This is a genomic window from Mycobacterium genavense ATCC 51234, assembly GCF_000526915.1.
In the GTDB taxonomy this organism is placed as follows: domain Bacteria; phylum Actinomycetota; class Actinomycetes; order Mycobacteriales; family Mycobacteriaceae; genus Mycobacterium; species Mycobacterium genavense.
Genome location: NZ_JAGZ01000006.1, coordinates 139,153 through 164,289, shown reverse-complemented (window position 1 = coordinate 164,289; position 25,137 = coordinate 139,153). Strand labels below are relative to the sequence as shown.

Annotated in this window: 21 protein-coding genes and 10 pseudogenes; 14 read left to right on the top strand and 17 right to left on the bottom strand. The window is 66.1% G+C overall.

What is annotated here, in order from left to right; translation table 11 throughout:
- Positions 1–65 precede the first annotated feature (65 nt).
- A pseudogene (locus tag T428_RS0115425) lies at positions 66–308 on the bottom strand (aldehyde dehydrogenase family protein); the annotation flags it as partial.
- Here T428_RS0115425 and T428_RS0115420 point away from each other — a divergent pair.
- Positions 283–1,593, top strand: a complete 1,311-nt coding sequence (locus T428_RS0115420; RefSeq protein ID WP_342666276.1) for a hydroxyacid-oxoacid transhydrogenase — start codon at positions 283–285, stop codon at positions 1,591–1,593. The pseudogene T428_RS0115425 and the gene T428_RS0115420 sit on opposite strands and share 26 nt — an antisense overlap.
- 7 nt (positions 1,594–1,600) lie before the next feature.
- On the opposite strand, the pseudogene T428_RS28500 reads toward T428_RS0115420, so the two are convergent.
- Positions 1,601–2,196: pseudogene (locus tag T428_RS28500) on the bottom strand (hypothetical protein).
- A gap of 130 nt (positions 2,197–2,326) precedes the next feature.
- On the opposite strand from T428_RS28500, the gene T428_RS0115410 reads away from it, so the two are divergent.
- From T428_RS0115410 to T428_RS28490, 3 genes are all read left to right on the top strand, one after another.
- The gene (locus T428_RS0115410; RefSeq protein ID WP_025737186.1) at positions 2,327–2,722 is read left to right on the top strand and encodes an alpha/beta fold hydrolase; all 396 of its coding nucleotides are present in this window, start codon (positions 2,327–2,329) and stop codon (positions 2,720–2,722) included.
- Positions 2,723–2,833: 111 nt separating this feature from the next.
- Positions 2,834–3,340: a PE domain-containing protein gene (locus tag T428_RS32090; RefSeq protein WP_084298755.1), complete on the top strand. Its 507-nt coding sequence runs from the start codon at positions 2,834–2,836 to the stop codon at positions 3,338–3,340.
- On the top strand, positions 3,337–3,609 hold the full coding sequence (locus tag T428_RS28490) for a hypothetical protein (RefSeq protein ID WP_036468113.1): 273 nt from the start codon (positions 3,337–3,339) through the stop codon (positions 3,607–3,609). The genes T428_RS32090 and T428_RS28490 overlap by 4 nt, the downstream gene beginning before the upstream one ends.
- A gap of 16 nt (positions 3,610–3,625) precedes the next feature.
- Here the strand turns inward: T428_RS28490 and T428_RS31255 are convergent, their stop codons facing one another.
- From T428_RS31255 to T428_RS28475, 6 genes and pseudogenes are all read right to left on the bottom strand, one after another.
- The gene (locus tag T428_RS31255; protein WP_025737185.1) at positions 3,626–4,681 is read right to left on the bottom strand and encodes an MCE family protein; all 1,056 of its coding nucleotides are present in this window, start codon (positions 4,679–4,681) and stop codon (positions 3,626–3,628) included.
- 4 nt (positions 4,682–4,685) lie between these two features.
- On the bottom strand, positions 4,686–5,297 hold the full coding sequence (locus tag T428_RS0115395; protein ID WP_025737184.1) for an ABC transporter permease: 612 nt from the start codon (positions 5,295–5,297) through the stop codon (positions 4,686–4,688).
- A 9-nt stretch (positions 5,298–5,306) separates the two neighbouring features.
- The gene (locus T428_RS0115390) at positions 5,307–6,080 is read right to left on the bottom strand and encodes an MlaE family ABC transporter permease (RefSeq protein ID WP_025737183.1); all 774 of its coding nucleotides are present in this window, start codon (positions 6,078–6,080) and stop codon (positions 5,307–5,309) included.
- 303 nt (positions 6,081–6,383) lie between these two features.
- Positions 6,384–6,578 (bottom strand): ferredoxin, encoded by a 195-nt coding sequence (locus T428_RS0115385; protein ID WP_025737182.1) that lies wholly within the window; start codon positions 6,576–6,578, stop codon positions 6,384–6,386.
- Positions 6,575–6,979 carry a nuclear transport factor 2 family protein gene (locus tag T428_RS0115380; RefSeq protein WP_025737181.1) on the bottom strand — a complete coding sequence of 135 codons (405 nt, stop codon included), beginning with the start codon at positions 6,977–6,979 and terminating at the stop codon, positions 6,575–6,577. The genes T428_RS0115385 and T428_RS0115380 overlap by 4 nt, the downstream gene beginning before the upstream one ends.
- Positions 6,976–8,230: pseudogene (locus tag T428_RS28475) on the bottom strand (cytochrome P450). Before T428_RS28475 ends, T428_RS0115380 begins: the two are co-directional and overlap by 4 nt.
- Before the next feature lie 124 nt (positions 8,231–8,354).
- Here T428_RS28475 and T428_RS0115370 point away from each other — a divergent pair.
- A complete protein-coding gene (locus T428_RS0115370; RefSeq protein ID WP_245604933.1) occupies positions 8,355–9,554 on the top strand; it encodes a LuxR C-terminal-related transcriptional regulator in 1,200 nt (399 codons plus the stop codon).
- A 9-nt stretch (positions 9,555–9,563) separates the two neighbouring features.
- Here T428_RS0115370 and T428_RS28470 read toward each other — a convergent pair.
- Both T428_RS28470 and T428_RS28465 read right to left on the bottom strand, forming a co-directional pair.
- Positions 9,564–11,047: pseudogene (locus T428_RS28470) on the bottom strand (aldehyde dehydrogenase family protein).
- A 17-nt stretch (positions 11,048–11,064) separates the two neighbouring features.
- Positions 11,065–11,484: pseudogene (locus T428_RS28465) on the bottom strand (hypothetical protein).
- Between the two features lie 337 nt (positions 11,485–11,821).
- Here T428_RS28465 and T428_RS28460 point away from each other — a divergent pair.
- Together T428_RS28460 and T428_RS0115350 are read left to right on the top strand one after the other, a co-directional pair.
- A complete protein-coding gene (locus tag T428_RS28460; protein WP_245604932.1) occupies positions 11,822–12,097 on the top strand; it encodes a limonene-1,2-epoxide hydrolase family protein in 276 nt (91 codons plus the stop codon).
- Between the two features lie 13 nt (positions 12,098–12,110).
- Positions 12,111–13,313, top strand: a complete 1,203-nt coding sequence (locus T428_RS0115350) for a TetR/AcrR family transcriptional regulator (protein WP_025737179.1) — start codon at positions 12,111–12,113, stop codon at positions 13,311–13,313.
- Positions 13,314–13,389: 76 nt separating this feature from the next.
- Here the strand turns inward: T428_RS0115350 and T428_RS0115345 are convergent, their stop codons facing one another.
- The 5 genes and pseudogenes from T428_RS0115345 to T428_RS28450 all read right to left on the bottom strand — a co-directional run bounded on the left by T428_RS0115345 (position 13,390) and on the right by T428_RS28450 (position 19,989).
- On the bottom strand, positions 13,390–14,160 hold the full coding sequence (locus tag T428_RS0115345; protein ID WP_025737178.1) for an SDR family oxidoreductase: 771 nt from the start codon (positions 14,158–14,160) through the stop codon (positions 13,390–13,392).
- Positions 14,157–15,218, bottom strand: coding sequence for a 3,4-dihydroxy-2-butanone-4-phosphate synthase (locus T428_RS0115340; protein ID WP_025737177.1), 1,062 nt, complete (start codon positions 15,216–15,218; stop codon positions 14,157–14,159). The genes T428_RS0115345 and T428_RS0115340 overlap by 4 nt, the downstream gene beginning before the upstream one ends.
- A gap of 19 nt (positions 15,219–15,237) precedes the next feature.
- On the bottom strand, positions 15,238–16,296 hold the full coding sequence (locus T428_RS0115335) for an alpha/beta fold hydrolase (protein WP_025737176.1): 1,059 nt from the start codon (positions 16,294–16,296) through the stop codon (positions 15,238–15,240).
- Between the two features lie 22 nt (positions 16,297–16,318).
- Positions 16,319–18,854: pseudogene (locus T428_RS28455) on the bottom strand (FAD-binding oxidoreductase).
- 25 nt (positions 18,855–18,879) lie between these two features.
- Positions 18,880–19,989, bottom strand: a pseudogene (locus T428_RS28450) (LLM class flavin-dependent oxidoreductase).
- A 222-nt stretch (positions 19,990–20,211) separates the two neighbouring features.
- On the opposite strand from T428_RS28450, the pseudogene T428_RS28445 reads away from it, so the two are divergent.
- From T428_RS28445 to T428_RS36125, 4 genes and pseudogenes are all read left to right on the top strand, one after another.
- Positions 20,212–21,151: pseudogene (locus T428_RS28445) on the top strand (enoyl-CoA hydratase).
- A gap of 10 nt (positions 21,152–21,161) precedes the next feature.
- Positions 21,162–21,568, top strand: a pseudogene (locus T428_RS32085) (acyl-CoA dehydrogenase family protein); the annotation flags it as partial.
- Positions 21,569–21,575: 7 nt separating this feature from the next.
- Positions 21,576–21,857 carry an AMP-binding protein gene (locus T428_RS36130; RefSeq protein WP_025737174.1) on the top strand — a complete coding sequence of 94 codons (282 nt, stop codon included), beginning with the start codon at positions 21,576–21,578 and terminating at the stop codon, positions 21,855–21,857.
- A pseudogene (locus T428_RS36125) lies at positions 21,854–22,303 on the top strand (AMP-binding enzyme); the annotation flags it as partial. The gene T428_RS36130 and the pseudogene T428_RS36125, both read left to right, overlap by 4 nt.
- On the opposite strand, the gene tpx reads toward T428_RS36125, so the two are convergent.
- Positions 22,298–22,792 carry a thiol peroxidase gene (tpx, locus tag T428_RS0115305; RefSeq protein ID WP_025737172.1) on the bottom strand — a complete coding sequence of 165 codons (495 nt, stop codon included), beginning with the start codon at positions 22,790–22,792 and terminating at the stop codon, positions 22,298–22,300. The pseudogene T428_RS36125 and the gene tpx sit on opposite strands and share 6 nt — an antisense overlap.
- Positions 22,793–22,901: 109 nt before the next feature.
- Here tpx and T428_RS0115300 point away from each other — a divergent pair, with 109 nt between their 5' ends.
- Genes T428_RS0115300 through T428_RS32830 form a run of 3 tightly spaced genes read left to right on the top strand, consistent with a single transcriptional unit; the run spans position 22,902 to position 24,615 of the window.
- Positions 22,902–23,852 carry a GlxA family transcriptional regulator gene (locus T428_RS0115300; protein ID WP_025737171.1) on the top strand — a complete coding sequence of 317 codons (951 nt, stop codon included), beginning with the start codon at positions 22,902–22,904 and terminating at the stop codon, positions 23,850–23,852.
- An 18-nt stretch (positions 23,853–23,870) separates the two neighbouring features.
- Complete coding sequence (locus T428_RS28440; RefSeq protein ID WP_156942968.1) at positions 23,871–24,368, top strand: DJ-1/PfpI family protein; 498 nt, start codon at positions 23,871–23,873, stop codon at positions 24,366–24,368.
- Positions 24,250–24,615, top strand: coding sequence for a type 1 glutamine amidotransferase family protein (locus T428_RS32830; RefSeq protein WP_156942967.1), 366 nt, complete (start codon positions 24,250–24,252; stop codon positions 24,613–24,615). The genes T428_RS28440 and T428_RS32830 overlap by 119 nt, the downstream gene beginning before the upstream one ends.
- On the opposite strand, the gene T428_RS0115290 is transcribed toward T428_RS32830, so the two are convergent.
- Positions 24,612–25,088: a nuclear transport factor 2 family protein gene (locus T428_RS0115290; protein WP_025737170.1), complete on the bottom strand. Its 477-nt coding sequence runs from the start codon at positions 25,086–25,088 to the stop codon at positions 24,612–24,614. The genes T428_RS32830 and T428_RS0115290 overlap by 4 nt on opposite strands.
- Positions 25,089–25,137: the final 49 nt, after the last annotated feature.

Genomic DNA, 25,137 nt, shown 5'->3' with positions numbered 1-25,137 from the left:
CTGACGGCCGTCGGAGAAGTCCCGGACTCGCGGGGGTCCGGGACTTTCCGTTGTGGCGCCCAGACTTACAACTGGGCCCAGACCGACTTCGTCTTCAGGTAGATCTCGAGGCCCTCCTTGCCGAACTCGTGGCCCCAGCCGGACTGCTTGTAGCCGCCGAACGGCACATCGTGGTCGAACACCAGCTGGCAGTTCACCTGGACACTGCCGGCCTGCAATCGCTTCATGATCCGGTGGGCCCGGCCCAGGTTCTCGGTCCAGGCGGTGGCGGCCAGGCCGTAGGTGGTGTCGTTGGCCAGGGCCCCGGCTGTGCTGCCGGGCTGCGATTCGGCCTTCACCGTCGACTCGTCCCGGATCACCTTCGGGCGGGGCTGTCTCGCCGAGTTGGGCGACAGAGCCGGTGCGCTGGGCCTGCGGCGGGTGGCCCTGTTCTCCGATACCCGGGTGGCGGGCCTGCCGATCTTCGCCACGGCACGCGAATCGCTGGTCGCGGCCGGTGTGGACGTGGTCGCCTACACAGACGTGCACGTCGAACCGACGGACGCGTCGTTTGCCGAAGCGGCCCGCTTCGCCCGGGACGTGCGGCCCGACGGCTACGTGTCGCTGGGCGGCGGTTCGGTCATCGACACCTGTAAGGCCGCCAACCTCTACGCCACCCACCCGGCGGACTTTCTGAGCTACGTCAACGCGCCCATCGGCGAAGGCAACCCGGTACCCGGACCGCTCAGGCCCCACATCGCCTGCCCCACCACCGCGGGCACCGGCAGCGAGGTCACCGGGATCGCGATCTTCGATCTGCTGTCGCTGACGGTGAAGACCGGAATCGCCTCGCCCGCATTGTGGCCCACCGAGGCGGTCGTCGACCCCGATTGCACCGCCAGCCTGCCGCCCGGGGTCGTCGCCGCGGCCGGCCTGGACGTGCTGTCGCACGCCCTGGAGTACTACACCGCACGCCCCTATGTGCAGCGGCCGGCGCCCCCGCGGCCCATCCTGCGGCCGATGAGCCAGGGAGCCAACCCGTGGAGCGATCTGGGCTGCAGCGAGGCGCTTCGCGTGCTGGGCCGCAATCTAGAGCCGGCGGTGCACGACGCCTCCGACCGCGACGCGCGCAAACAGATGATGTGGGCGGCGACGCTGGCCGGCATCGCCTTCGGCAATGCGGGCGTGCACGCACCGCACGGCATGGCCTACGCGGTGGCCGGGCTGGTGCGCGACTTCCACCCCTCGGGCTACCCAACCGACGAACCGCTGGTGCCGCACGGGATGTCCGTGATCGTCAACGCGCCGGCGGTATTTCGATTCACCGCGCAGGCCAGCCCGCGGCGGCACACCGAGGCCGCCCGATTGCTGGGTGCCGATACCCGCGACGCCGGCCCCGAGGATGCGGGCGAGGTGCTCGCGACCGAACTCATCCGCATCATGCGTGCGGTGGGCATGCCCAACGGCCTTGGCGGAGTGGGCTATACCGACGCCGACATCGGCGCCCTCACCGAGGGTGCCTTCCCCCAGCAGCGCCTGCTGCAGAACGCCCCGCGCGAGATGAGCAAGCCGGTGCTGGTCGATTTGTTCGGCGCCGCGATGCGCTACTGGTAGCCGGCGCCTACGCGCTGACCAGCTCGGGGTGGAATTTGGCCGCCATGCGCCGCATGCCGTCGCGCCAGTCGACGGTCGCGGCGCCGACGAGCTCGCGCATCCGGCTGGCGTCGGTGGGATTGCCGCGCAGCGCCTGCTCGCTCTCCTCGAAGATCGGCTCCTTGCCGACCAGCGAGCCCAGGTAGCTGCACCACTCCTGCAGGCTGACGTTCTGTTCGCCGCACCAGTTCAGCGTGGTGGCCGGCACCCAGGCCACCTCGAACAGCTTCGGGATGGTGGCGATGATGTCGTCCTCGTGGATCGGGGTGTAGCGGGCCGGGCCCCGACGGATTCGACGTTGGCCGCCAGATCCTTGCCCCAGTGGCCGCTCTCGGCCACCGCGAGATTGAGCACGTAGTCGAAGTCGTCTGGCAGACCGGTGAAGTCGCCGGCGGCCAGGTTGATCGTCTGGCACCGCACGCCCGCCTTCTCCAGGTCCTCCCGGACCGTGGGAGTGGTGAACCGGGCGATGCCCCACACTTCGTTGTCGGTTGCCAGCGCCTTGGCGACGGGGGTGGCAACTTGTCCGGTCGGGCCGGTGATCAGGATCTTTGAGCCGCGCATTTGCTGATGGTAGCGAGGGCTCGCCGCACCCCGATGATCGGCGTAACGTCGCGCACGTCATGGCAGATGCGCTGCGATTCGTCGACGCGAATGGGCTCAGCTTCGCCTGCCTCGAGGAGGGCTCGGAGCCGTGGCCTACAAGCTGCCGGGAGCGCCGAACCGCTTCGCGCGCAATGACTTCGCGGCGCTGCCCGCGATCTACCGGCGATGGTCTCCGACGTGGAGCCCCGATCCGAGCGAGTTCGACGCGGTGTGCGCGAGCTTCGCGAATCCGGCGGGCCGCAACGCCGCGTTCGGCTATTACCGAAAGCTCTCCCCCGTACCGAGTGCGTCGCTGAAGGCGCGGATCAAGATGCCGACGGTTGTCTTTGCCGGACTGGATGATCCGATCATCGAGCCATCGGATTATCGGGGTGCCGCCCGGATGTTCTCCGACGAGTATGTGGTCGAAGAAGTCCCCGGTGGACACTTCATGCACCGAGAACATCCCGAAGAATTCACCGCTCGGTTGTTGACCCACCTCTGATCCGCCGGGCCCCATAATTTGTGCCTGTGGCAGCCGGGTGCCTCGGTAGAATCAATGCATTCCGCCACGGTTGCTGCGTACATACCTAGGAGCAGGACGCACTTGACATCCATGTCGCACGATGCGGCAGTTGCCGCTATTGGCGGGCAATTGACGGCAATGGGCGCCGCCGCCATCGCTTCCGGTGCCGCGGCCGCCCCGGCGGTGACCGCGCTGGCGCCCGCGGGCGCCGAGGAGGTTTCGGCGCAGGCGGCAGCCGCGTTCGCCGCCGAGGCCAGCAAGGCGCTGGCCGCTCACCTCGCGGCCCACCAGGAGATCTCGCGGACGGGCGTGGCGTTGGTCAACATCACCCGGATGTACACCCAGACCGATGCGACCGCCGCGGGCGCCCTGCAAGCCGATGCCGCGCGCACCACCGCCGTCGAGTTCGGCAGCGTCGGCGCCCCGATGTCGAGGTCGTTGGCCAGTCCCGCGCCGGCCACACGGCTGCTGCGTGCCGAGGCAGTGCCCGGCGCGGCCGGTACGGCCGCCCGCACGCCGGCACTGGCCAACCTGGTCGAAGGAGCGGCGGTCGCGCCGACCCCCGCGGCCGGGGCGGCCGGCATGCCGCGGCCATGAACGCGGCATCGACGCTGCTCAGCGCCGGAAGCGCCCCGCTGAGCACGCTCAGTTCGCTCGGCTCGTCGCTCGGATCCGTCGGCCAAGGCGGACTGGGCGGCGCAACGGCAGGGGGTGGGTCAGCGGGCGAAGCCGCGGCCAGCGCGGCCGGCGCGAGTGGAGCGGCCGCCGGTGGCACCGGTCCGGCGCTGGCGTCCTCGCTGACCGACGACGGCTCCCCTGAGTCCAAAGACGTCGACGGCGAAAAGACCGGCGGGGAGTTGGTCTAATCGGGTTTGCCCCGGCTCATAGCCCTGGTTGATCCTCGATGATGCCCAGCCAGATCTGCGCCGCGTCGATCGCCACTTTTTCGCTGATGAAGGCGTGTTGGGTTCCGGTGTAGATGTCGCGGAACGCGCGCTCGAGGCGGGTGCCCTCGCGGATCGAGCTCGTCCCGGCGACCAGGTGGGCCCATTCGGCGCAGCTTCGGGCCGCATCGGTGGCGTAGACGGCGGCCACCCGCATATCCGCGCGCAGCGCCGGCGTCAGATCTTGGTCCGCGGCCACGGCGGCCTCCGCGGTGGTGAAGGCGTCGAGCATCAGCAGGCGGGCGGCGCGCCAGGCCGCGCGGTGGTGGGCAAGGCCCTTTTGGAAGGTGGGTCGGCTGGTCAGCGCCGCCATGTCGTTCATCCGGAATTTGGTGGCGGCCAGCTCCTGAACGTCGTCGAGCATGCTTTTGGCCACGCCCAACGCCCACGATGCGTGCCCGGCGTTGAGCGCCGCGAGTACCTGGTTGAGGTCCGTGGTGGCCTGCCCGATTCGCTCCCCCTGGCCGCGTACGGCATCGGCCACCGCCGTCAGCACCGCGTTCAGCTTGAGCGGATCGATCATGTTGAGCAGGTCGACGACATTTTCGAAGACGGTGTTGATCTCGGTGCTGACGTTCTTCGAGTGCAGGACGGCCCCGGCGGCCAGCCGCGCGCGACTTGGGCGCGGCGGCATCACCAGGTCGACGAACTTGGCACCGAACGCGGTGGTGGCACTGATCTGGGCCTCGACATTGGCTGGGATGTAACGGATTTGGTCGGGTTCGATCTCCAGCCGGAGGCTGGTCCCGTGCGTGTCCCGGTTGGTCTGGCCGATCTGGCTAACCCGGCCTACCTGCACGCCGCGCATCATCACCTTGGCGCCGGTGTCCATCACCAGCCCCGAGCGGTCCGCCGTCAGCGTGACGGGCACATAGGACCGCAGGGTGCCGTTGAAGGACATCGCCGTCACGAGAACAACCACACCGATCGCCCCCACCAGGAACAGCGTCCACCAGGCGTCGTGCAGCCGGTGTTTGGTCTTCCCGCGACTCATCGCTCTAGCTCGCCAGGTGAAAGTTCGGGGACTGCCCATAGACCGCCGTGGTTCCGATCCGGGCGGCCAGGTATGCCGTCATCAGCCCGACGCAAAACAACGGGATGGCCACGACCACCCCGGCCAGCACCCGGGTACTGGCCAGATAGCTGACGCTGCGGATCCCGATCACCTCGAGCGCATCGATCTCCTCGTTGATCCGCATCGCGCCCAGCTGGGCGGTGGCTCCGGCACCGACGGTGGCGGCCAGCGCGACCATGACGGTTCCCGGCTGAATCTCGCGGGTGTTGAAAAATGCGGACGCGAAGCCGGTCAAGGCCTCCACGCCCACCGAGGCGAACTGGTTGTAGCCCTGCACCGCCACGATGGCGCCGGTGGTCATCGCCAAGAACCCGACGATGACGACCGTCCCGCCGATTACCGCGAGAGTTCCGACGCCCAAACCCATTTGCGCGATCACCCGCAGCAGCTCGCCGCGGTAGTGCATGACGGCGTCGGGGATCCCCGCCACGGTGCTGACGTAAAACCTGACCTGCGATCCCGGCCGAGTCCATTCGCCCGCAACGGATTTCGTAACGCGACGCACCGGTGTTCTGCGCGGAACGCTGACCGTCATCGATTCACCTCACGACACCATGAACGGCATGCCGACCGCCGTGACGATGATGTTGATGACGAACAAGACGATGAAGGCGAACACCACGGTCTCGTTGACCGCCCTGCCGACGCCGGCCGGGCCGCCCCCGACCGACATGCCCTTGTAGCAGGCGATCAGCCCAGCCATCAGCCCGAACAGCGTCGCCTTGATCATCGAAATGATCACATCGATCGTGTGGGTAAGGGTCGTCAGACCTGCCACCCGCGCCCCTGCCGAAACGTGCATCAGGAAGACCGAACAGAAGAACGCGCCGATCAGACCCGTCGCCGTCACCACCGAACTCAGGGCCAAGGAGATCGTCGTGGCCGCCAGCACCCGCGGAACCGCCAGCGCCTGAACCGGGTTGATGCCCATCTCCCGCAGCGCGTCGAGTTCCTCCCGGATGGTGCGGGCGCCCAGATCGGCGCACATCGCGGTGGCGCCGGCGCCCGCGACGACCAATACCGTGACGATGGGCGCGCGCTGGTCGACGGTGAAGATCGCGCAACCGGTGCCGGAAAAATCGGCAGCGCCGATATCGGTAAGCAGGACGTTGAACAGGAAGCCGGAAATCACCGCCCACGGGATCGTCATCAACACCCCCGGCAGCGTTGATACCCGCGCCACAAACCAGCACTGAAATAGGTACTCGCGCCAGGCGAATGGCGGCCTGAAGACGGACACGAACGTCTCCAGCGACATCACGAAGAAATCGCCCATCGCGCGGACCGGCTTCGCCGCCTGGCCGACCACCATCACCATCGCCCCGTGCACCGCCTGAATCCGACGCCGTGTCGTCGGGTGGAGTTGCTCACGTTGCCCCCCGGACATGTCGAAGTGGACGAGTGACACCCGCGAGGGTACGCGGCACGGCGCCCTCATGTCTATAGACAATACGAGCGTGTGTCGCTGACTTATTCGTAAATAACGAAGCAAAACGACACTTATGTGTGATGATGTATCTAGTTAGTACCGCCATGATGCCGGGCGGGTAGCCGCGTGCGCGATCGTGCCGAGCGTCGCTCGCGGACCCGACTCCGGGCCCTGTCACGTTGGCCGAACAGCTCACTCCGGAACCAACTGCAGCGCCCCGGACGGGCACAGTTTGACCGCGTTATGCACCCGGCGCTGTGCGCCATCAGGAACCTCCTCGGAGACAAGCAGCACGACACCGTCGTCGTCCTGATCGAAAAACCCCTCGGCGGTCATCACGCACATTCCGGCGGACATGCAGATCTCGCGGTCCGCGGTGACCTTCACGAGAACGCCTGCAGGGTCAGGGCCGAGTTCATGAAGTCGCGGAAGTGCAACCAGCGGCCGTCGCGCAGCGTGATGATGTGCGCGAACTCGGATTCCCACTCGTGTCCGGTGGCGGGCCGACGGAAGCGTTGCCGGCCCCAGGTGGCGAGTTCGTCGCCCTGGGCGATGAACTTCCAGGCTTCCATCTCGACGACCTCGATGTTCTGCCCGACCTTGGTGAAGAACGTCGTCGCTTCGTCGATGCCGCGGTAATCGTCTGCGTAAGGGATGGATTCGGTGCCGTAGTAGGTGATCCGCACCTCGGGATCGAGATAGCTCAGCGCGGTTTGCAGGTCACCGGCGGGGACCGCGGCGTAGATGGTTTTGGTGGCCGCGATATTGCGGGACTCGTGGGCGGTCATGAAAGGTGAAGGGGCAGGCGGACATAGGCGTGGGTGAGCAGGCTGGCGGTCTGCTTGGTGCCGGGATCGTCGGTCAACGCGATCGTCTGATAACGATCGAGCACGGCGTTGAGCACCGCCGTCACCTCGAGCCGAGCCAGCGAAGCGCCCAGGCAGAAGTGCAGTCCGTGGCCCAGCGAGAGCTGCTGGCGAATGTTCGGCCGATCGATGTCGAGCCGATCCGGATTTTCAAACACTGCGGGATCACGGTTGGCCGAGCCGAATAACAACGCCACCCACTCCCCTTTGTGGATCAGCTTGCCGTCGATCTCGACGTCGCGGGTGGCGATGCGGAACAGGCGTTGCGGCGGCCCATCAAGCCGAAGTGTCTCCTCGACAAAGAGATTCAGTAGGCTTCGGTCGGCACGCAGGCGCGCCTGCACCTCCGGCTCGCGCGCCAGCGCGTGCAGCAGATTGCCGATCAGAAAAGTTGTCGTCTCGCTGCCGTCCACCACCAGGGTGACGCAGAACCGCACGATCTCCTCCGGGGTGAGACGCTGCCCGTCCACCTCGGCGCGCAGCAGCGCCGAGATTAGGTCCTCGGCGTCCTCCACCCCCTCGCTGTCGTCACCGGTCTCCCGCTCCGCCAGCCGGGCGGTGTGCTCGGCGTGCCGAGTGGCACCGTCTCCTCGTTACTGGCGATGCGCTCCTCGGGGGTCAGCTCCGACGAGAGCATGAAAGCGTTGGCCCACCGCCTAAACCGGACATGGTCGCCGTCGGGCAATCCGAGCAGGCGCACCATGGCCGGGTCGGCACCTCGGCGGCGAATTCCATCACCTCGACGGTCCCGTCGCCGCCGTCGTCGAGGGATGCGAGCAGCCGCGGGATCAGCTCGCTCAGCCAGCCCTCCAGCTTCTTGACGCGGCGCGGGGAGAACGCCTGGCCGACCAGTTTTCGTTCCACTTCGTGTTTGGGCGGGTCGGTGTTGACCAGCATCAAACTCGGTGCCGACGAGGCTTCCTGCAGGGGATCGCGCGACGAGAAGGTCGTGCTGTCCTTGGCGGCCTCGAAGACCTGGTCGTACCGGAACAGGGCCCACGCGGTGACGGGCTCATCGGCGCCGGGAATGGTCACCGGCGGCCAATCCCGATACCCCGCAACGGGTGAGAGCTTTCTCAGCTGCTCATACAGCGGATACGGATTGGCCACGCCAATGGGAGTGGGCAGTAGTTCGATCGCGGAAACCGATTCCGAAACGGACGCTGAGGACATGCGATCAGCCTGTGTCACTCACGGGGGCAAATCGATCCCCCGTTGGGGAGTACTCCTGCTCCCGTACGAGGTGAATTTCCGATTTGGGCCATGCCACGGCCCGGCTCAGAGGAAAGTGAGCAGCGTGATTGGTGTCAACGTCGACGATGCCGTTTCCGGCAAGCCAGAACCCCCCGCGCTCACTGCGCTGGCCGACGGCAACCATCCCGGTTGGGCGTCCCGTCCAGTCCGGGAGTCCGACGCCGCGCGCCGCTACCGCGAGGCGTTTCAGGAAGGCGAGGTGGACCCCACCGACGACCCATTGGCGGTGGTGGCCGAGGCCATCGACACCAAGGCGGCGATCGTGCGTAATGCGTTGGAGGCTAGTGGGGATGAGCACGCGGCCAATGCGCTCGACGGATTGCTGGACCTGTGCTCATTGGAACGGGAGTTGATCGAGGACGATGCCAAGCGGCGCACCTTCGCGTTGCTGGCCGTCCAGGAGGCCTTGAGCAAGTTGCGTGCTGTCGACGACGTCGCGACGATCGTCGACCGGGCACCGCGCGAGATGGTGGAATCGTGTGGATTCGACCGGGCCGTGCTCTTTCGGGTGCACGAGGGCCGAATGGTCATGGAGTCAGCGTATTTCGGTGAAGACACCAAGGGCGCCGAGAAGATGGTCGCCTTGGCCCAGTCGGTCGCGCCCCTGCTGGATCACATGCTGATCGAAACGCAGATGATCCGTCGGCACGCACCCGCGATCGTTCGCGACACTCGCAACGACCCCCGGGTCAATCGGCCGATCGTAGATTTCTCGTTGACGCACTCCTACTGCGCGGCCCCGATCATGCCGACGGGCAAGGTGATCGGGTTCCTGCACGCTGACCGGCTGTACTCCGGCCGCATCGTCGACGAGATCGACCGCGACACGGTGTGGGCGTTCGCCGAGGGTTTCGGCTATGCCTACGAACGCACCGTCTTGCTGGAGCGAATGCGTCGTCAGCACACCGAGGTCCAGCGTGCGCTGGCGTCCGCGGACGAAGCGGTCCGCGCACTGCAGGACGCGGATTTGGACCTGCGCAAGATCGAGCCGGTCGAACGCAGCCCCGCCGCACGCTCATTGGCCGAGGTGCAAACCCGGGTGATGACGATGTTGACCCGCCGCGAGGTCGAGGTGCTTCGGCTGATGGCGGCCGGCCGCACCAATCAGCAGATCGTCGATGAGCTGGTGATCTCGGCGGGCACGGTGAAGTCCCACGTCAAAAGGGTGCTGCGTAAGCTGAACGCGACCAACCGCGCGGAGGCGGCGCCGGCGTATGTGCGGCTGGCCAGCGTACCCGAATAGGGCTGATATTCAGGCATTTCCGAGTAAGACGTCGTAGGGCTTCGCCTCGCGTCCGCCGGACAGATCCAGGTGCACCGTCTTGACCTCCGTGTAGGCATCGAGAGCGTCGGGCCCAGTTCGCGTCCGATGCCGCTCTGTTTGTAGCCGCCGAACGGAAGCTTGCAATTGATCTGGTGCGCATCGTTGATCCACACGCTGCCGGCCCTAATCCGTTCGGCCATCGCCAATCCCCGGGCGTTGTCGGAGGTCCAGATGCTGGCGGCCAGACCGTAATCGCTGTCGTTGGCGATCTCGATGGCGTGTTCGTCGCCGTGGTAGCCGATTACCACCAGTACCGGGCCGAATACTTCTTCGCGGGCGATCGTCATGTCGTTCGAGACGCCGGTGAGAATCGTTGGCGCAAGCCAAAACCCCTTGTCAAACGATCCGCCGGTGATCGGTTCACCGCCGAGCGCGACGGTGGCTCCGGCCGCCCGCGCGTCGTCGATGTAGCTCAGGATGCGCTGGCGCTGCGCCGCGTCGATCACCGGACCGAGATCGGTGTCCCAGTCGCGGGTCGGACCGACGACGATCGTCTTTGCCCGGGTGACGAGACGGTCGACGAACTCATCGTGCAGTGCCGCGGGAACCAGTGCACGAGTTCCGGACTCGCAGATCTGGCCCGAGTAGGCGAAACAGCCGTAGAGCACTCCGTCGACGGCCAGATCGAGGTCGGCGTCGTCGAGCACAACCGACGGCCCCTTGCCCCCGAGCTCGAGTGTCACCTGTTTGACCGTGCCCGAGGCCAGCCGCATGATTTCGCGCCCGACCGCGGTGGAGCCGGTGAACGCGATCTTGCCCACGTCGGGATGCGACGCGAGCCGGGCTCCGGCGACGCGGCCTTCTCCCGGCACCACGTTGAGTACGCCAGCCGGCAGGCCGTTGCGTTCGGCGATGTGGGCGAACTCGAGTATCGACAGCGGGGTGTGTTCGTCGGGCTTGACGACGACGCTGTTGCCGGCCGCGAGCGCCGGCCCGATCTTCCAAATGGTCAGCAGCAGAGGGAAATTCCACGGGGTAATGGCGCCGACCACACCGATGGGGTCGCGGTGCACGACGCTTTGACTGAGCACCGGGAATGTCTCTACCGACGCCGGCCGCTGCCACGCGTAGCTCTCGGCGAGGTCGGCGAAGTAGTTGAAGTGGCTCAGCGCGTACCCGATGTGAAATCCGGTGGCCAGCCGGATCGTGGCGTCGTTGCACGCCATCTCCAATTCGATCAGCTCGTCGCTGGCCTGATGCGCCGCGGCCGCGATCCGGCGCATTACTTCGGCGCGATCTTGCGGTGTCGCGCGTGACCAGGTGCCCCGCTCGAAGGCGGTCTTGGCGGCGGCGACCGCCACATCGATATGTGACTCATCGCCTTGCGCGACTGTCGCGACCAGCTCCTCGTCGCCGGGGTTGATGATGTGCATCCGCTGTCCGGAGTCGACCGGCCGGCCACCGATCAACATCGGGTGATGCGGGACGCTCACCGGTCACCACTTTCCGGGGCCACGGCGCGGTCCTTTTCGGCGATCTTGGCTCGGTACATCGGAAACAGCGGTTTGGTCAGCGGGATGAGCCCCAATATCTTGCCGATCTGCCCCTTGGCCTTGACCTGGCCCTAGGCCAGGCCGACGGTCAGGTTGTAGTCACCGCGCCAAAAGCGGTCCGCCACGTCGGCGGGCATCGTCATCGTCACGTCGGGCTTCAGATCGCTTGGGCCGCAGATGGCTTGGAAATCGTCGCGCAGCGCCACAGTGAGTTCGTAGGCCGGATCGGTATAGACGATCCGCAGCACGATATTGGCAGCGCGGAACTTGGGCCCGGACTGCGGGTGGTCTCCCGCCTCGCGAAATACTCCCCCGATGTATTTGTCGATCTCACTGGAATCCGTGAAGAAACTCATGATTGGCATGCAATCACCGTGGCGCTGCCATGGTCAGACCCCAAACGGGAAGTCTTGGTGACCCGAAGGAGGGAGGCGCGGTGCCGCGGCAACCGCGCGGCTGCGACTATGTCTATAAGCGATACGTTGAAGGCCCTAATAGCAACGCATCAAATGTTGTGTGGTAGCGCGATTGATGCGACAAGATGTATTTTGATAGTCTGACGAAAAGGAGCCGTTCGCATGAGCGACACAAGGGAAGCCAGCGAGAAAGTTGTCCGAGACTTTCTGGGGTCGTGGCAGGCGCGCAGCCTGGACAGCATCTGCGCCGGCTTTGCCGACGACGCGGTCTATCACAATGTGCCGGTGGAGCCGATCGAGGGAATCACCGGTATCCGCGGTCTTTCAGGCGTTTCTGGACGCGTTCTCCGACGCCAAGCTCGACATCCGCACCCTGGCCGCCGAGTCCGGTCTGGTGCTGGTCGAACGTGTCGACTGCTTCACGATGAACGACGGCCGGAAGGTCGTGCTCCCGGTCACCGGCGTGTTCGAGGTCAAGAATGGCAAGATCGCCCGCTTCAGCGACTACTTTGATCTTGCGGACTTTGAGGAGCAGAGCGGAATGAAGCTGTAAGGGGGTGAAGTCGGTGGAGACCATCGCCCAGCCCGTGCGGCGCCGCCCGAAGGACCGAAAGCAGCAGATTCTGGACCAGGCCGTCGGGCTTTTCATCGACCGCGGCTTCCATTCGGTCAAGTTGGAGGACATCGCCGAGGCCGCGGGAGTGACCGCGCGGGCGTTGTACCGCCACTACGACAACAAGCAGGCGTTGCTGGCCGAAGCGATCCGTACCGGCCAGGACCAGTACCAGAGCGCGCGCCGCCTCACCGACGGCGAGGCCGAGCCGACGCCGCGACCCCTGAACGTCGAGCTTCCGGATTTGATCGCGGCGGCCATCGCCTCACGATCGTTGACGGTGTTGTGGCAACGCGAGTCCCGCTATGTCAACGAGGACGACCGGGCCGAGGTCCGGCGGCGCATCAACGCGATCGTGGCGGGTATGCGCGACAATGTCCTGCTCGAGGTGCCCGGTCTGAGCCCGCAGCATTCGGAACTGCGGGCGTGGGCGGTATCCAGCACGCTGACCAGCCTCGGACGGCACAGCCTGACGCTGCCCGCCGAAGAGCTCAAAAAGCGTCTGTACCAAGCGTGTATGGCCGCGTCGAAGACCCCCGAGGTCTGCGAGTTGCGTCTGCTCGAGGCTGCCCGCGACGACGAAGCCGTACTGTTCTCCCGCTACGAGACCCTGCTCGCCGCGGGCGCCCGACTGTTCCGCGCACACGGTTATCCGGCCGTCAGCACCAGCGAGATCGGCAAGGGGGCCGGGATCGCGGGTCCCGGTCTGTATCGGTCCTTTTCGTCCAAGCAGGCCATCTTGGACGCGCTGATCCGCCGCCTCGACGAATGGCGAAGCCTCGAGTGCATCCGGGCCATCCGTGCGAATTCCGAAGCGGTGCAACGGCTGCGCGCACTCGTCGAGGGCCACGTCCGCATCAGCCTGGACGCCCCGGACCTGGTTGCCGTGTCGGTCACCGAACTGCCGCACGCTTCGAACGAGGTGCGAGACGTTTACCTGCGAAACCAGGCCGACCGCGAGGCCGTCTGGATCGAGCTCATCCGCAAAATGGTGCCCGAGACCAGCGTCGTCGAGGCCCGGCTGCTGGTTGCGGCGGCGATCAGCTTCATCGAAGATGTCGCCCGCACCTGGCATCTCACCCGTTACGCCAGAGTTGCCGACGAAATCACCGCGATCGCGCTGTCGATTCTGACCAGCCGGTCCGAATCTGCCTGATTAGGCTCGCGACACTTACATCACATACACGACACGCCGCGGATCGTCGACGTGGTTTATGTCTGGCGGTGTGAGATCACCACAGCGCGGCGATAGTCCCGCCGTCCGCAATCTGCGTGGTCCCGGTGATCATCGACGCATCGTCGGACAGCAGGAACGCCACGATGCCGGCCATCTCTGCCGGTGTGGCCATCCGCCCCTGCAGGCGGGCGATCATCTCGAGCGCGCCGCCCTGCCCGAGTGCTTGGTCGAACATCGTCATCGCGGTCTGCTGCATCGGGGTGTCGACGAAGGCCGGCAACAGCGCGTTGGCGCGGATGTTGGACGAACGCAGTTCCGCGGCGATGATCCGGCTGAGGTGGCTGATGCCGGCCTTGGACATGCCGTACGCCCCAGTGCCGCCGACCGCGATATGACCGGCCAGCGAGGACATGTTCACGATCGCTCCCCCGCCTCGCTCGATCATTTTGGGCGCGGCATGTTTGGTGCACAGCCACGCCCCGCGCAGGTTGATCGCGAGGATGCGGTCGAAGTCCTCGACGGTGGTGTCGATCAGCGATGCCATGTGTACGACGCCGGCGTTGGCGACGAATTTGTCCACACCGCCGAACGACGCCGCGCAGGCCTCTACCATGCCGATGACCTGTTTCTCGACGCTGACGTCGACCCGGTACCCGATTGCGCCAGAGCCGATCTCGGCGGCGGCCACGGCGGCCGCGGCGCCGTCGACGTCCGCGCACAGCACGCGACAACCCTCGCCGGCGAGCCGTTGCGCCACCGCGAGGCCGATGCCGGCGCCGGCGCCGGTGACGATCGCGGCCTTGCCGACCAGATCCGGATGGCTCAACCCGCGGCCGCCAATGTATTTCCGATGCCGTGTTCGCGAATCGCCCCGAACATCACCAGGCCAAAACCGGGCGTGTCATCAAAGAGCTTGAGGGCATACAGCCCCAGATCGCGCAGCATCCACGCCACGGTCTCCTGCATCGGGTCCGCACGCCGGGCGAACAGCCCGCACGCCCGCGGTGGTCGGGGCGGTCGCAGGTAGATCACCACGCCGCTGCCCTGGGCCGACATCCGTGCCAGGGCGCCATTTAGCTCGCCGCCGCAACGGCACGCTTTCGAACCGAACACATCCCCGGTCAGGCATTCGACGTGGACGTGCAGCGGTACCGGCACTCCGGCGCCGGCAGAGCCGACGATCATCGCCAGATGCTCGCCACCGTGGTGGGCGTCGCGAAAACCGATGACACGCGAATCACCCGCCCAGGTGGGCAGGACGGTTTGCGTCAGACGCGTCACTTGAGGCTCGGTGCGCCGCCGATACGCCACCAGCTCCTCGATCGAGACGACGGGCAGCCCGTGTTGGACAGCGAATTCCGTCAACTCGGCGCCGCGCGCCATCAGCGCGGGATTGCGTCGCGAGACGATCTCGCACAGCGTGGCCGCGCGCCGTCGCCCGGCGAGACCGGCGAGGTCGACGGCCGCCTCGGCGGCCCCCCGCCGACCCAGCACTCCGTCCGTGCCGGTCCGCAGCGGGACCACGTGTCCAGGACGATGGAAATCCGAAGCGGCAGCGGCGCCGGAGGCCAGCGCGGCGACGGTGCGGGCGCGATCCGTTGCCGAGATTCCCGTGCCCGTCCCGCGCACGTTGACCGACACGCACAGCGCGGAATTCCGGTGACACATCGGCAGGAGATTCAGCCGCTCGCATTCGGATTGCGGCAGTGCGACCCGCACATAGCCGGAGGTGTGACGAACCATGAAGGCCAGCAGCGGCGCAGTCGCGGCATCGGCGGCGAAGACGAGATAACCGTCGCTGTCCGAATCGTCTTTGACGACAACGGATTGGCCCGAGGCGATCGCGGTGATCGCGCGCAGCACGCGCACATCGGTGGTTTTCATCCGCGCCGGCCCGCCCTTCTCACGAACCCAGCCCGGCCAGGAAATCGAGCAACAGCCGGTTGGTCTCCTCGGGCGCCTCCTGTTGAATCCAGTGCCCGACATCGGCGATCATGTGGGTCCCACGGTAATTCGGCATCACCTCGGCCGCGCGTTCGAGGGCCTCGGCGCCCCAGGTGGTGCCGACGTCGTATTGGCCACCGATGAACAGGGCGGGCGGCGTCACCGGTTTGCCTTCCTGGTCGGCCAGGTCGTGCCAGTCGTTGTCGATGTTGTGATAGAAGCTCAACGGCCCGCCGAAGCCGGACCGTTCGAATTCGGCGGCGTAGAAGTCGAGATCGGCATTGGTGAACCAGGACGGCATTGTTTCCGGATAGATGAAGGCGTCCTTGAGTTTCGCGCGTTCGGCCATGCACAGCGGGCCGGCCCGAATCACGTCGATCGGGTCCATCGATGCCAGATCGGCACCGGCGTCGACCGCCGCCTTGGTGGCGGCGATCATTCCCTCGCCGGAGACCGTGTAGGTCAGCCCCAGCAGCCAGCCGCGCACATCCTCCTCGATTTCGGCGATGATGCCGTCCTGTGCGGAGAAGTAGTCCTGGTACCAGACCCGGCTCTCGCCCGCGAGCTCGACGTGATAGTCATTGGGACGATGCTCGCCGAAAGGGCTGCCCGGCAACCCGATCACGCCGCGGCCCGCGAACGGAACGCTGATCCCGACCACCTCGGCGCAGCTGTGCGGGTGCAGCCACGCGAAGGTCCACGCGACCGGCGCACCCCAGTCATGACCTATCACGACCGCCTTGTCGGCACGGTAGGCGCCGATGACGCCGAGGACGTCGCCGACCAATTCCTTGATGCGGTAGGCCGATTGGACGCGGTACTTCGACGAACACCCGTAGCCGCGCTGGTCGATTGCCACCACCCGATAGCCCGCGGCGGCCAACACGGGAATCTGATGACGCCACGAGTACCAGGATTCGGGAAACCCGTGCAGCAACACCACCAGCGGGCCCTCGCCGTCTTCCACGGCATGGATCCGAGTGCCCCGGCAGTCCAAGAATCGGTGAACCTGCGACATCTTCGCCTTTCTTGTCCAGGATCTAACGGGTATGGCTGGGAGCCGAACTACCCACGGCCACAAGCGGGTTCGCGGTGTCGACCAGGGGCACCATGCGATTTTCGTAGTTGCGGACGATCAGCGTCTGTTGGCCCGACAAGCGCGTCCGCGCCCACTTGCTGATGACGCGGCCGGCGATTCCGGGCGTCATCAGCGCCAGCGGTGGTTTGACGAGGTGCAGGACGGCCAGGAACTCGCGATAGGTGTCGAGGTCGTCGTGCACCAATCCCGTCAGCCGATCCATGTACCAGGTGAGTATGCGGAAATAGAAGAGACGCTTCTTGTCCACGTCTTTCATCCAGTCGAACCGCAAATTCTGTTCGCGGATCACGAACCACGCCGAGTGGGCCATCTTGGCGATCGACTTGTAGTAGCGGCGCGGCAGATCGTGATGGCCCGGGCCGTATCTGGCCAGCAGCAGCTGCATTTCTCGAACTTCCTTGAGCGCCAGGCTCATCCCCAGGCCGGACACCGGGTCGGCGCTGGTGTAGGCATCGCCGACGGCCAGCAGCGCCCGCGGCAGGTGCCGCTTGCGCTCGTAGTGCAACCAGAGCATGGTTCGGATAACGGAAGTTATAGATCGGCGAGGCCGGTTCCAGCCCGTCGATGTTCTCTCCGACCACCGGCGAGGGCATCAGGTCGGCGAATTCGCGGAACTCCCGGGCGATGCGTGGCGGCGAGTAACAGTTGTAGGCCACCAGGGAGGTGGACAGGATGGTGCGAGTGCTGTCGGTGTAGTACTGCGCGGCGTAGGTGTCCTCGTAGGGGCGGTACGCGTAGCAGATCACCATGACCTTGTCCTGCCACTGCCGCTCCGGCGGAACCCGGTGCTGCATCGTCGAATAGAAGCAGTTGATGATGTCCTGCTCGACCTCGGGAGCACCGATGCTGATGCGGTCCAGGAAATCCGGGACCCGGGTGTTCTTGCCGGATGCGTCGACGACGAATTCGGCGGGCACCACCTCGAAATCGCCGTCCTTGCCGACGGCAACCCCGACGATCGCGTTGTTGGCGCGATCGTAGACCAGGTCGCCGACTTCCGACTCGTAGCGGAAGTCGATCCGCGGCTCGTCGTCAAGGCGACGTCGTACGCACCATTCCAGTAACGGCCGTCCCGCACAGACAATTTCGATGTCGCTGGTGCCGGGCTTCTTCCAGCTGCCGCCCAAGCGAATTCGGTAGTGAGCCGCCGTGTCGACCTTGAAGACGCCCTCGCGCACCATGTCGTCGACGATGCCGGGGAAGAATCGCTCCAGCTCGATCTGGCCCGTCGTCAACAGGTGGTGCAGATGCCAGCCCTGGGCAGCGCCGGGCCTGCCCTCGCGACGGCGATGCGGATCGTCTTTTTCCAGCACGATGACGCGGTCGAAGGTCTCGGTGAGCACCTTCGCCGCGGCGATCCCCGCAATGCTGCCGCCGATGACCACCGCGGTCCCACGACCACGCCTGCGGACATCGGCGATGTCGATGGCGGCGTGATCGAGGTGAACGGGACTGCGGCGCCGCGCCGCTCCACTGGGGACGAACTTCTCGTAGTAAAGACCGACGCGATGGAACCCGTTGCTGTCCAGCCAAGTTCGGGTGGCTTCGACCATCCGGGCCGGACCACACAGATAGACGTCGGCATCGCCGCCGGACAGCATTGCCTCGTTCAGCAGATCGGTGACAAGGCCGGTCGGTCCGTTCCAGCCCGGGTTCGGTTGCGCGACGATGACGTGCACCTGCACGGCGGGCACCCGCTCGGCCAGCGCGTCGAGTTCGTCGAGCTTGCACAGGTCTTCGCTGGAGGTCACGCCGTAGAGCACAGAGACGGGATGGGCGGTATCGGCGGGCAGGCTCTGCGCCATCGCGAGGATCGCCGACAGGCCGGTGCCGCCGGCGACCAGGACTACCGGCCGAACGACGGGGCGCAGGCCGAAAGTGCCTTTACTGCATCGCATGGCGATATGGTCACCGGACCTAGCGCGGTCGCGCAGATAGTTCGACATCACGCCGTCCGGCAGCAGCCGGATGATGAATTCCAGCTCCCCGCTTCCGTCGGCGGGATGGGCGTAGGAGTAGTTGCGCCAGGTGTTGGTGCCCGGCACCTGAAGTTGGGCGAACTGGCCCGCCTGGTAACTCAGCGCCCCGGCCTTCGGTGACACCTTTACCCGCAGCATTGCGGTGCTGGGCGACGTCATGTCGACCCCGGTCACCACACCGTCGCAGGCTGTCAGGCGCGCCGCGTTGTCGTCGGCCGGATACTGCAGTTCGATCCGGCAATCGGAGGTGGCAAACGTCTGGCAGGTGAGGATCTTTCGCGCATCCCGCTCCACGTCAGACAGGCCTTCGGTGCGACCCATTTCGTACTGGCCGGCCGTGCAGGTGGCGACGCAAGTGCCACAGATTCCGCTTTGGCATTCGCTGACGATCGCCACGCCGTGTTCCTCGGCGGCATCCACAACGGTCTGGTCGGCCCGCACCGGCATCGTTTTGTGCGTTCCGTCCGAATACCCGACGGTGACTTCGCGATCCGCCATTGGTTCGCCCTTCCGACCAGGATCGCTAGACGATCGCCGCGACGGGCTTCTTGGCAATGCGCGCGTTGAGCCGGGGCATCACTTCTTCGGCCAGCAGCCGCAGTGACTCGTTCCACGGCCCCGGGTTGTCGCTGTAGTCGAATCCGAGCACCAGCAGGTGGCCGAATCCGCCGACCTGGTCGTAGGTGGCTTCGAGTTTGTCGACCACCGTGTCCACCGAGCCGACCACGAAGGTGTTCTCGGCCAGGTATTCCGCCGTCACGTCGTCGTCGGCCACCGAGGGATGGTGCTTGTAGAACTTGGTTATGCCGAACATGCGGAATGTCGGCAGCACATATTCGCGCATGGCACGTCCCATCCTTCCGTCGACGGCGTGACGGAAGGCCTGCTCGTCGGTCTCGGCGACGAAAACCTCACGAACCAAGCGCCAATCACGACGGTCGGGGGTGCGGCCACCGCGTTCGGCGCCTTCCAGCACCGCATCCCAGTGTGTCGCCACGTATTCGGTGTTGAGGTCGAGGCTCATCGGCAGGTAGCCGCGCTCGCCGGCCAGCTTAAGCGTCTCGGAGCCCGCGCTGAACCCGGTGACGCCGATCGGGGGATGCGGTTTCTGGAACGGCTTGATGTGACGCTTCATCAGGCCCTCGAACATCGGCGCGATTCCATTGGCGTTCCAGTACTTTCCGCGGTGTTCCCAGGGTTCGTCCTCGGTCCAGATGTGCAGCATGATTTCCAGCGCTTCCCGGGTCATCTCGCGATGCTCGCCGTTCTTGCCGTCCACGTCGTACAGCGCCCAGTCGCCGGGGATCCCGCTGGCCCCCACGCCCAGCATGAATCGGCCCTGCGCAAGGTGGTCGAAATAGGCCACCCGATCGGCTAATTCGACCGGGTGATGGTACGGCAGCAGATGCGCGCCGGGCGCAAGCTTGATGGACTTCGTCCGTAGCAGCGCCTCCGCCAACAGCAGGTCGGGGGCGCAGATCGGCTCCCAGGACACGGTGAAATGCTCCCCGACCCACGCTTCGACGTACCCGAGTTGATCGGCCAGTTCGATCATGTCGAGGTCTCATTGGGTGGCGTCGTAGAGACTCCGCTCCGGTGGATGGGCCGGCATCAGGAATATTCCGATCTCCATGGGGGCAACCCTTCTGAGTTTCTCGTCAGCCGCGCCTGCTGCTGTAGGTATACCACAGTACTAGCAAGATACTTCGTTCCACACAAGAGCCAATTTGCATGCGAATGTAACGATAGTATGACTTGTCTAATCGCGTATTATCTATGGACATCTTGTGGGATTGCCGCGTAACCTCGCTCAGGTCACCGTTCCAGCGCGCGGTTAGCGGTAAATGGAGGCGCCATGGACGTCAACGGACTCCATCCGGTCGGTCGCCGGGCGAGTTCCGCGCCGCACTTCGACTTCATCGGATACGAGACATTCGACGACGGCCGGATCGCCGCGATCACCCTGGATCACCCCAAACAGCGCAACGCGCAGACGCGTGGCATGCTGGTCGAGCTGGACGCCGCCTTCGCCATCGCCGAGGCTGACGACGCGGTCCGGGTCGTGATCCTGCGGGCGGCGGGGCCCGCGTTCTCGGCGGGCCACGACCTCGGGTCCGCCGACGATGTCCGGGAACGCTCGCCGGGCCCGGGGCAACACCCCACCTACCAGTGCAACGGCGCGACGTTTGGTGGGGTGGAGTCCCGCAACCGTCAGGAGTGGCATTACTACTTCGAAAACACGAAGCGGTGGCGCAACCTGCGCAAGATCACCATCGCTTCGGTCCACGGCACGGTGCTGTCGGCGGGCCTGATGTTGGCCTGGTGCTGCGACCTGATCGTGGCGAGCGAGGACACCGTGTTCGCCGACGTGGTCGGCACCCGCCTGGGCATGTGCGGGGTCGAGTATTTCGGCCATCCATGGGAGTTCGGCCCGCGCAAATCGAAGAAGCTGCTGCTGACCGGCGACTGCATCGGAGCCGACGAAGCCCACGCCCTGGGCATGGTCAGCAAGGTGTTTGCGGTAGAGGAATTAGCTTCCAGCACAATCGACTTCGCGCGCCGAATTGCCAAAATGCCCACGATGGCGGCGCTACTGATCAAGGAGTCGGTGAACCAGACCGTCGATGCGATGGGATTCACCACGGCGTTGGACGGATGTTTCAAGATCCACCAGCTCAATCACCCACTGGGGTGAAATCACCGGCGGAAAGCTGTCTTACGGAACGGTCGAGTACGGACTCGACGACTGGCGAGCAGCGCCGGAGATCTTACCCGCGTCCAAGCACCACCCCTGAGAAGGCATCCGTGGACATCACCTACCCGCCCGAAGCGCAGGCTTTCCGGTACCGGATTCGCGCCTTCCTGGCCGAACACCTCCCACCCGGCTGGTCCGGGCCCGGGGCGCTGCCGGCGGCCGAGCGGGAAGCGTTCGGATTGCGCTGGCGCAGGGCCCTTTTGACCAATGGCCTGGCGCCGTCTCGTGGCCGACGCAGTACGGCGGGGGTGGCTTGTCCCCCATCGAGCAGGTCGTGCTGGCCGCGGAGTTCGCCCGGGCCGGTGCCCCAGATCGGGCCGAAAACGACCTACTGGGCATCGATCTGCTGGGCAATACGCTGATCGCGCTGGGGTCCGAAGCCCAAAAGAAGCATTTCCTGCCGCGGATCCTCACCGGCGAAGATCGCTGGTGCCAGGGCTTCTCGGAGCCCGGCGCTTGTCGATGTGGCCGGCCGCCGCCGGTGGACCTACGCCGAACTCAACGCCGAGATCGACTGCGTAGCACGCGCTTTGATGGCCGTCGGCATCCAACCCGGGGACCGCGTCGGGATCTGGTCGCCCAACTGCCCGGAATGGACCATCCTGCAGTACGCCACGGCCAAGATCGGGGCGATTCTCGTCTCGGTCAACCCCGCGTACCGCACCCACGAGTTGGCGCATGTGCTGCGCGATTCGCAGACGAGGCTGTTGGTGTCCGCGACGGCCTTCAAGACCTCCGACCGGTGATGCTTGGCTACTGGCACGATGACGACAAAACCGGCGACGTGATCGACGACGACGGCTGGATGCACACCGGCGATCTCGCGGTGATGCGCGACGACAGCTATTGCGCGATCGTCGGGCGCATCAAGGACGTCGTCATCTGCGGCGGCGAAAACGGCTATCCCCGCGAGATCGAGGACTTCCTGCACACCCATCCCGACATCGACGACGTGCAGGTCGTCGGGGTTCCCGACGCCAAGTACGGCGAGGAGATTTGTGCCTGGATCAAGATGCGCCCCGACCGCCGGCCGTTGGACGCCGACGCCGTCCGGGGCTTCTGCGCCGGGAAGCTCGCGCACTACAAGATTCTCCGCTACGTCCATATCGTCGACGAGTTCCCGATGACCGTCACCGGGAAGGTGCGCAAGGTCGAGATGTGGGCCGAAACGGTCCGGCTGCTCGGGTTATGACAGCGCTGCGAGCGCCGCGTCGTAGTCGGGCTCTTCGGCGATCTCGGGCACCAGCTGCGCGTAGGCGACGTTGCCGTCGGCGCCGATTACCACGACCGCCCGGCCGAGCAGCCCCGCCATCGGGCCGTCGGCGATCGTGATGCCGTAGTCCTCGCCGAAGCTGTCCCGGAACGCCGACGCCGTGGTCACGTTCTCGATGCCCTCCGTGCCGCAGAACCGCTTCTGCGCGAACGGCAGGTCCTTCGACACGCACACCACGGTCACACCGGCCGCGGCGGCACGCCCGTTGAATGTCCGCACGCTGGTCGCGCACACCGGGGTGTCGATGGACGGAAAGATGTTCAGCAGCACGGGCTTACCGCCGAACTGGTCGCTGGTGACCGGGCTCAGGTCGGTGCCGGTCAGGTTGAAGGCCGGGGCTGTCGATCCGACGGCGGGAAGCTCGCCGACGGTGTTGATCGCATTTCCACGCAGCGTTATCTGTGCCATGAGCACAGTCTGCCAAGGCCGGATACGCGGCCCGGGGTCAGGTCCGATGTCCTGATTCGTGGGGTACTAAGCCTAGACGCCATGCATCGGCGCGGCCAACACTGAATCCATGGTTCGCAAGGTGGTTATCGTCGGCTTTCCGGGTGTCCAGGCACTCGACGTGGTCGGGCCGCACGACGTGTTCACCGGCGCGGCGCTGCTGACCGGTGGCGGCTACGACGTCGTCGTGGCCTCGACGGACGGCCGGCCGATCACCACCGCGACCGGCCTCGCGTTCGTCGGCAGGCCGCTGCCGCAGCCGGCCGACGGGATCGACACGATCGTGCTGCCCGGCGGTGGCGGCGTCGACGCGGCTCGGCAAGACGCCGCCCTGGTGGCCTGGATCAAAGCCGCCGCGGCCAGCGCGCGCCGCGTCGTCACCGTGTGCACGGGCGCCTTCCTTGCCGCGGAGACGGGACTGCTGGACGGCTGCCGGGTGACTACGCACTGGGCCTTCGCCGAGCGCCTGGCCAACCAGTTCCCGGCCGTCGAGGTCGATCCCGACCCGATCTTCGTGCGCAGTTCCGACCGCGTCTGGACGGCCGCGGGCGTCGCCGCCGGCATCGATCTGGCGCTGTCGCTGGTCGAGGACGACCACGGCACCGAAACCGCGCAGACCGTCGCCCGCTGGATGGTGCTCTATTTGCGCCGCCCCGGCGGGCAGACGCAATTCGCGGCGCCGGTGTGGATTCCGCGGGCCAAGCGCAGCTGCATTCGCGAGGTGCAGGAGGCCATCGAGGCGCAACCCGGCGCCGCGCACAGCATCGGCGATTTGGCCCGCCGCGCGACGATGAGCCCGCGCCATTTCACCCGGGTGTTCACCGACGAGGTCGGCGAGGCGCCGGGCCAATACGTCGAACGCGTCCGCACCGAAGCCGCGCGCCGCCAGTTGGAAGAGACCGACGACACCGTCGCCGCGATCGCGGCCCGGTGCGGTTTCGGCACCGCGGAAACTATGCGGCGCAACTTTATTCGTCGTATCGGGGTCTCGCCGGACCAGTACCGCAAGACGTTCGCCTAGTAGAGGAGGACCGCACCGATGACCCAGATCGCCTTCGTGGCCTACCCCGGATTCACCGGGCTGGACATGATCGGCCCGTACGAGGTGCTGCGCAACCTGCCGGGCGCCGAGGTGCGATTCGTCTGGCACGAACCCGGGCCGATCACCGCCGACTCCGGTGTGTTGCTCATCGCAGCCACGCATTCGCTGTCCGAAACCTCTTCTCCCGACATCATTCTCGTGCCCGGCGGCCCGTCGACTCCGGTGCACGCACACGACGAGGTGTTGCTGGACTGGCTGCGTGCGGCGCACCGGACCGCGAGCTGGAAGGCGTCGGTGTGTTCGGGCTCGGTGATCCTGGGCGCGGCCCGGCCTGCTCGAGGGCCGGCGGGCGACGTCGCACTGGCTGGCCATCCCCATGCTGAAGGGTTTCGGCGCCATTCCGGTCAGCGACGAGCGAGTGGTGCGCCACGACAACGTCGTCACGAGCGCCGGAGTGTCGGCGGGCCTCGACCTGGCGTTCTGGCTGGCCGGTGAGATCGGCGGCGCGGGCCGCGCCAGGGCGATCCAGCTGGCGATCGAATACGACCCGCACCCGCCGTTCGACTCCGGTCACATGTCGAAGGCGTCGGCAACCACGAAAGCCGCTGCCACCGCGCTGCTTTCGAAAGACAGCGCCAAGCCGGCCAACCTCAAGGCGACGACGATGATCGCCTGGGATCAGGCGCTGGCCGCGGTCCGGTCACGTCGCCGCAAGCGAGCGCCGGACCTCTCGTCTGCCTAGTGGGCGTTGGGTTGCAGGAACTCCGTCGACGCGAACTGACCACCCGCCTCCATCCAGGCGGCGACCGCACCCGGCGCATCGCGGTTCGGGTTGTAGATGTCTTCCTCGCTGGAGAACAAGCCGTTGCCGGCGTAGACCAGCCGGGTCCAGTTCGGGAACCAGAACGGCTCGCCGTTCGGGTCGGTCGGGTGGTCGAGCAGATTCTTGATCATCATGACGACGGCGTCGTTGTCGTCGTCGTAGGCGATCCAGTCGCTGGGAAAGCGCATGTGCGGGAACGGGGCCATCACGGCGACGATCCAGTCCCGCACCGCTTCGCGGCCGTGGAACACACCGTAATGGTGTTCGATGTCGACGACGTCCTCGGTGAATAAGTCCGCGAACGGCGCCCAGCCGGAAGCGCTGCACCCCTCCGCCACGGCCGTGTAGTGCGCGACGGCTTGCTCGATTTCGGCCCGGCTGAACTTGCCCATAGCGGACACGCTAGAACGTGTTCTGGTTTTTGGTGGCCCGTCGCGATAG

Bases quoted from the DNA above. Each gene is read 5' to 3' on its own strand.
- T428_RS32090 (WP_084298755.1), top strand. From the start codon at position 2,834: ATGTCGCACGATGCGGCAGTTGCCGCTATTGGCGGGCAATTGACGGCA.
- T428_RS28490 (WP_036468113.1), top strand. From the start codon at position 3,337: ATGAACGCGGCATCGACGCTGCTCAGCGCCGGAAGCGCCCCGCTGAGC.
- T428_RS31255 (WP_025737185.1), bottom strand. From the start codon at position 4,681: ATGAGTCGCGGGAAGACCAAACACCGGCTGCACGACGCCTGGTGGACG.
- T428_RS0115395 (WP_025737184.1), bottom strand. From the start codon at position 5,297: ATGACGGTCAGCGTTCCGCGCAGAACACCGGTGCGTCGCGTTACGAAA.
- T428_RS0115390 (WP_025737183.1), bottom strand. From the start codon at position 6,080: ATGGTGATGGTGGTCGGCCAGGCGGCGAAGCCGGTCCGCGCGATGGGC.
- T428_RS0115380 (WP_025737181.1), bottom strand. From the start codon at position 6,979: ATGACCGCCCACGAGTCCCGCAATATCGCGGCCACCAAAACCATCTAC.
- T428_RS28460 (WP_245604932.1), top strand. From the start codon at position 11,822: ATGTGCCGGTGGAGCCGATCGAGGGAATCACCGGTATCCGCGGTCTTT.
- T428_RS0115340 (WP_025737177.1), bottom strand. From the start codon at position 15,218: ATGAAAACCACCGATGTGCGCGTGCTGCGCGCGATCACCGCGATCGCC.
- T428_RS0115335 (WP_025737176.1), bottom strand. From the start codon at position 16,296: ATGTCGCAGGTTCACCGATTCTTGGACTGCCGGGGCACTCGGATCCAT.
- tpx (WP_025737172.1), bottom strand. From the start codon at position 22,792: ATGGCACAGATAACGCTGCGTGGAAATGCGATCAACACCGTCGGCGAG.
- T428_RS0115300 (WP_025737171.1), top strand. From the start codon at position 22,902: ATGGTTCGCAAGGTGGTTATCGTCGGCTTTCCGGGTGTCCAGGCACTC.
- T428_RS28440 (WP_156942968.1), top strand. From the start codon at position 23,871: ATGACCCAGATCGCCTTCGTGGCCTACCCCGGATTCACCGGGCTGGAC.
- T428_RS32830 (WP_156942967.1), top strand. From the start codon at position 24,250: ATGCTGAAGGGTTTCGGCGCCATTCCGGTCAGCGACGAGCGAGTGGTG.
- T428_RS0115290 (WP_025737170.1), bottom strand. From the start codon at position 25,088: ATGGGCAAGTTCAGCCGGGCCGAAATCGAGCAAGCCGTCGCGCACTAC.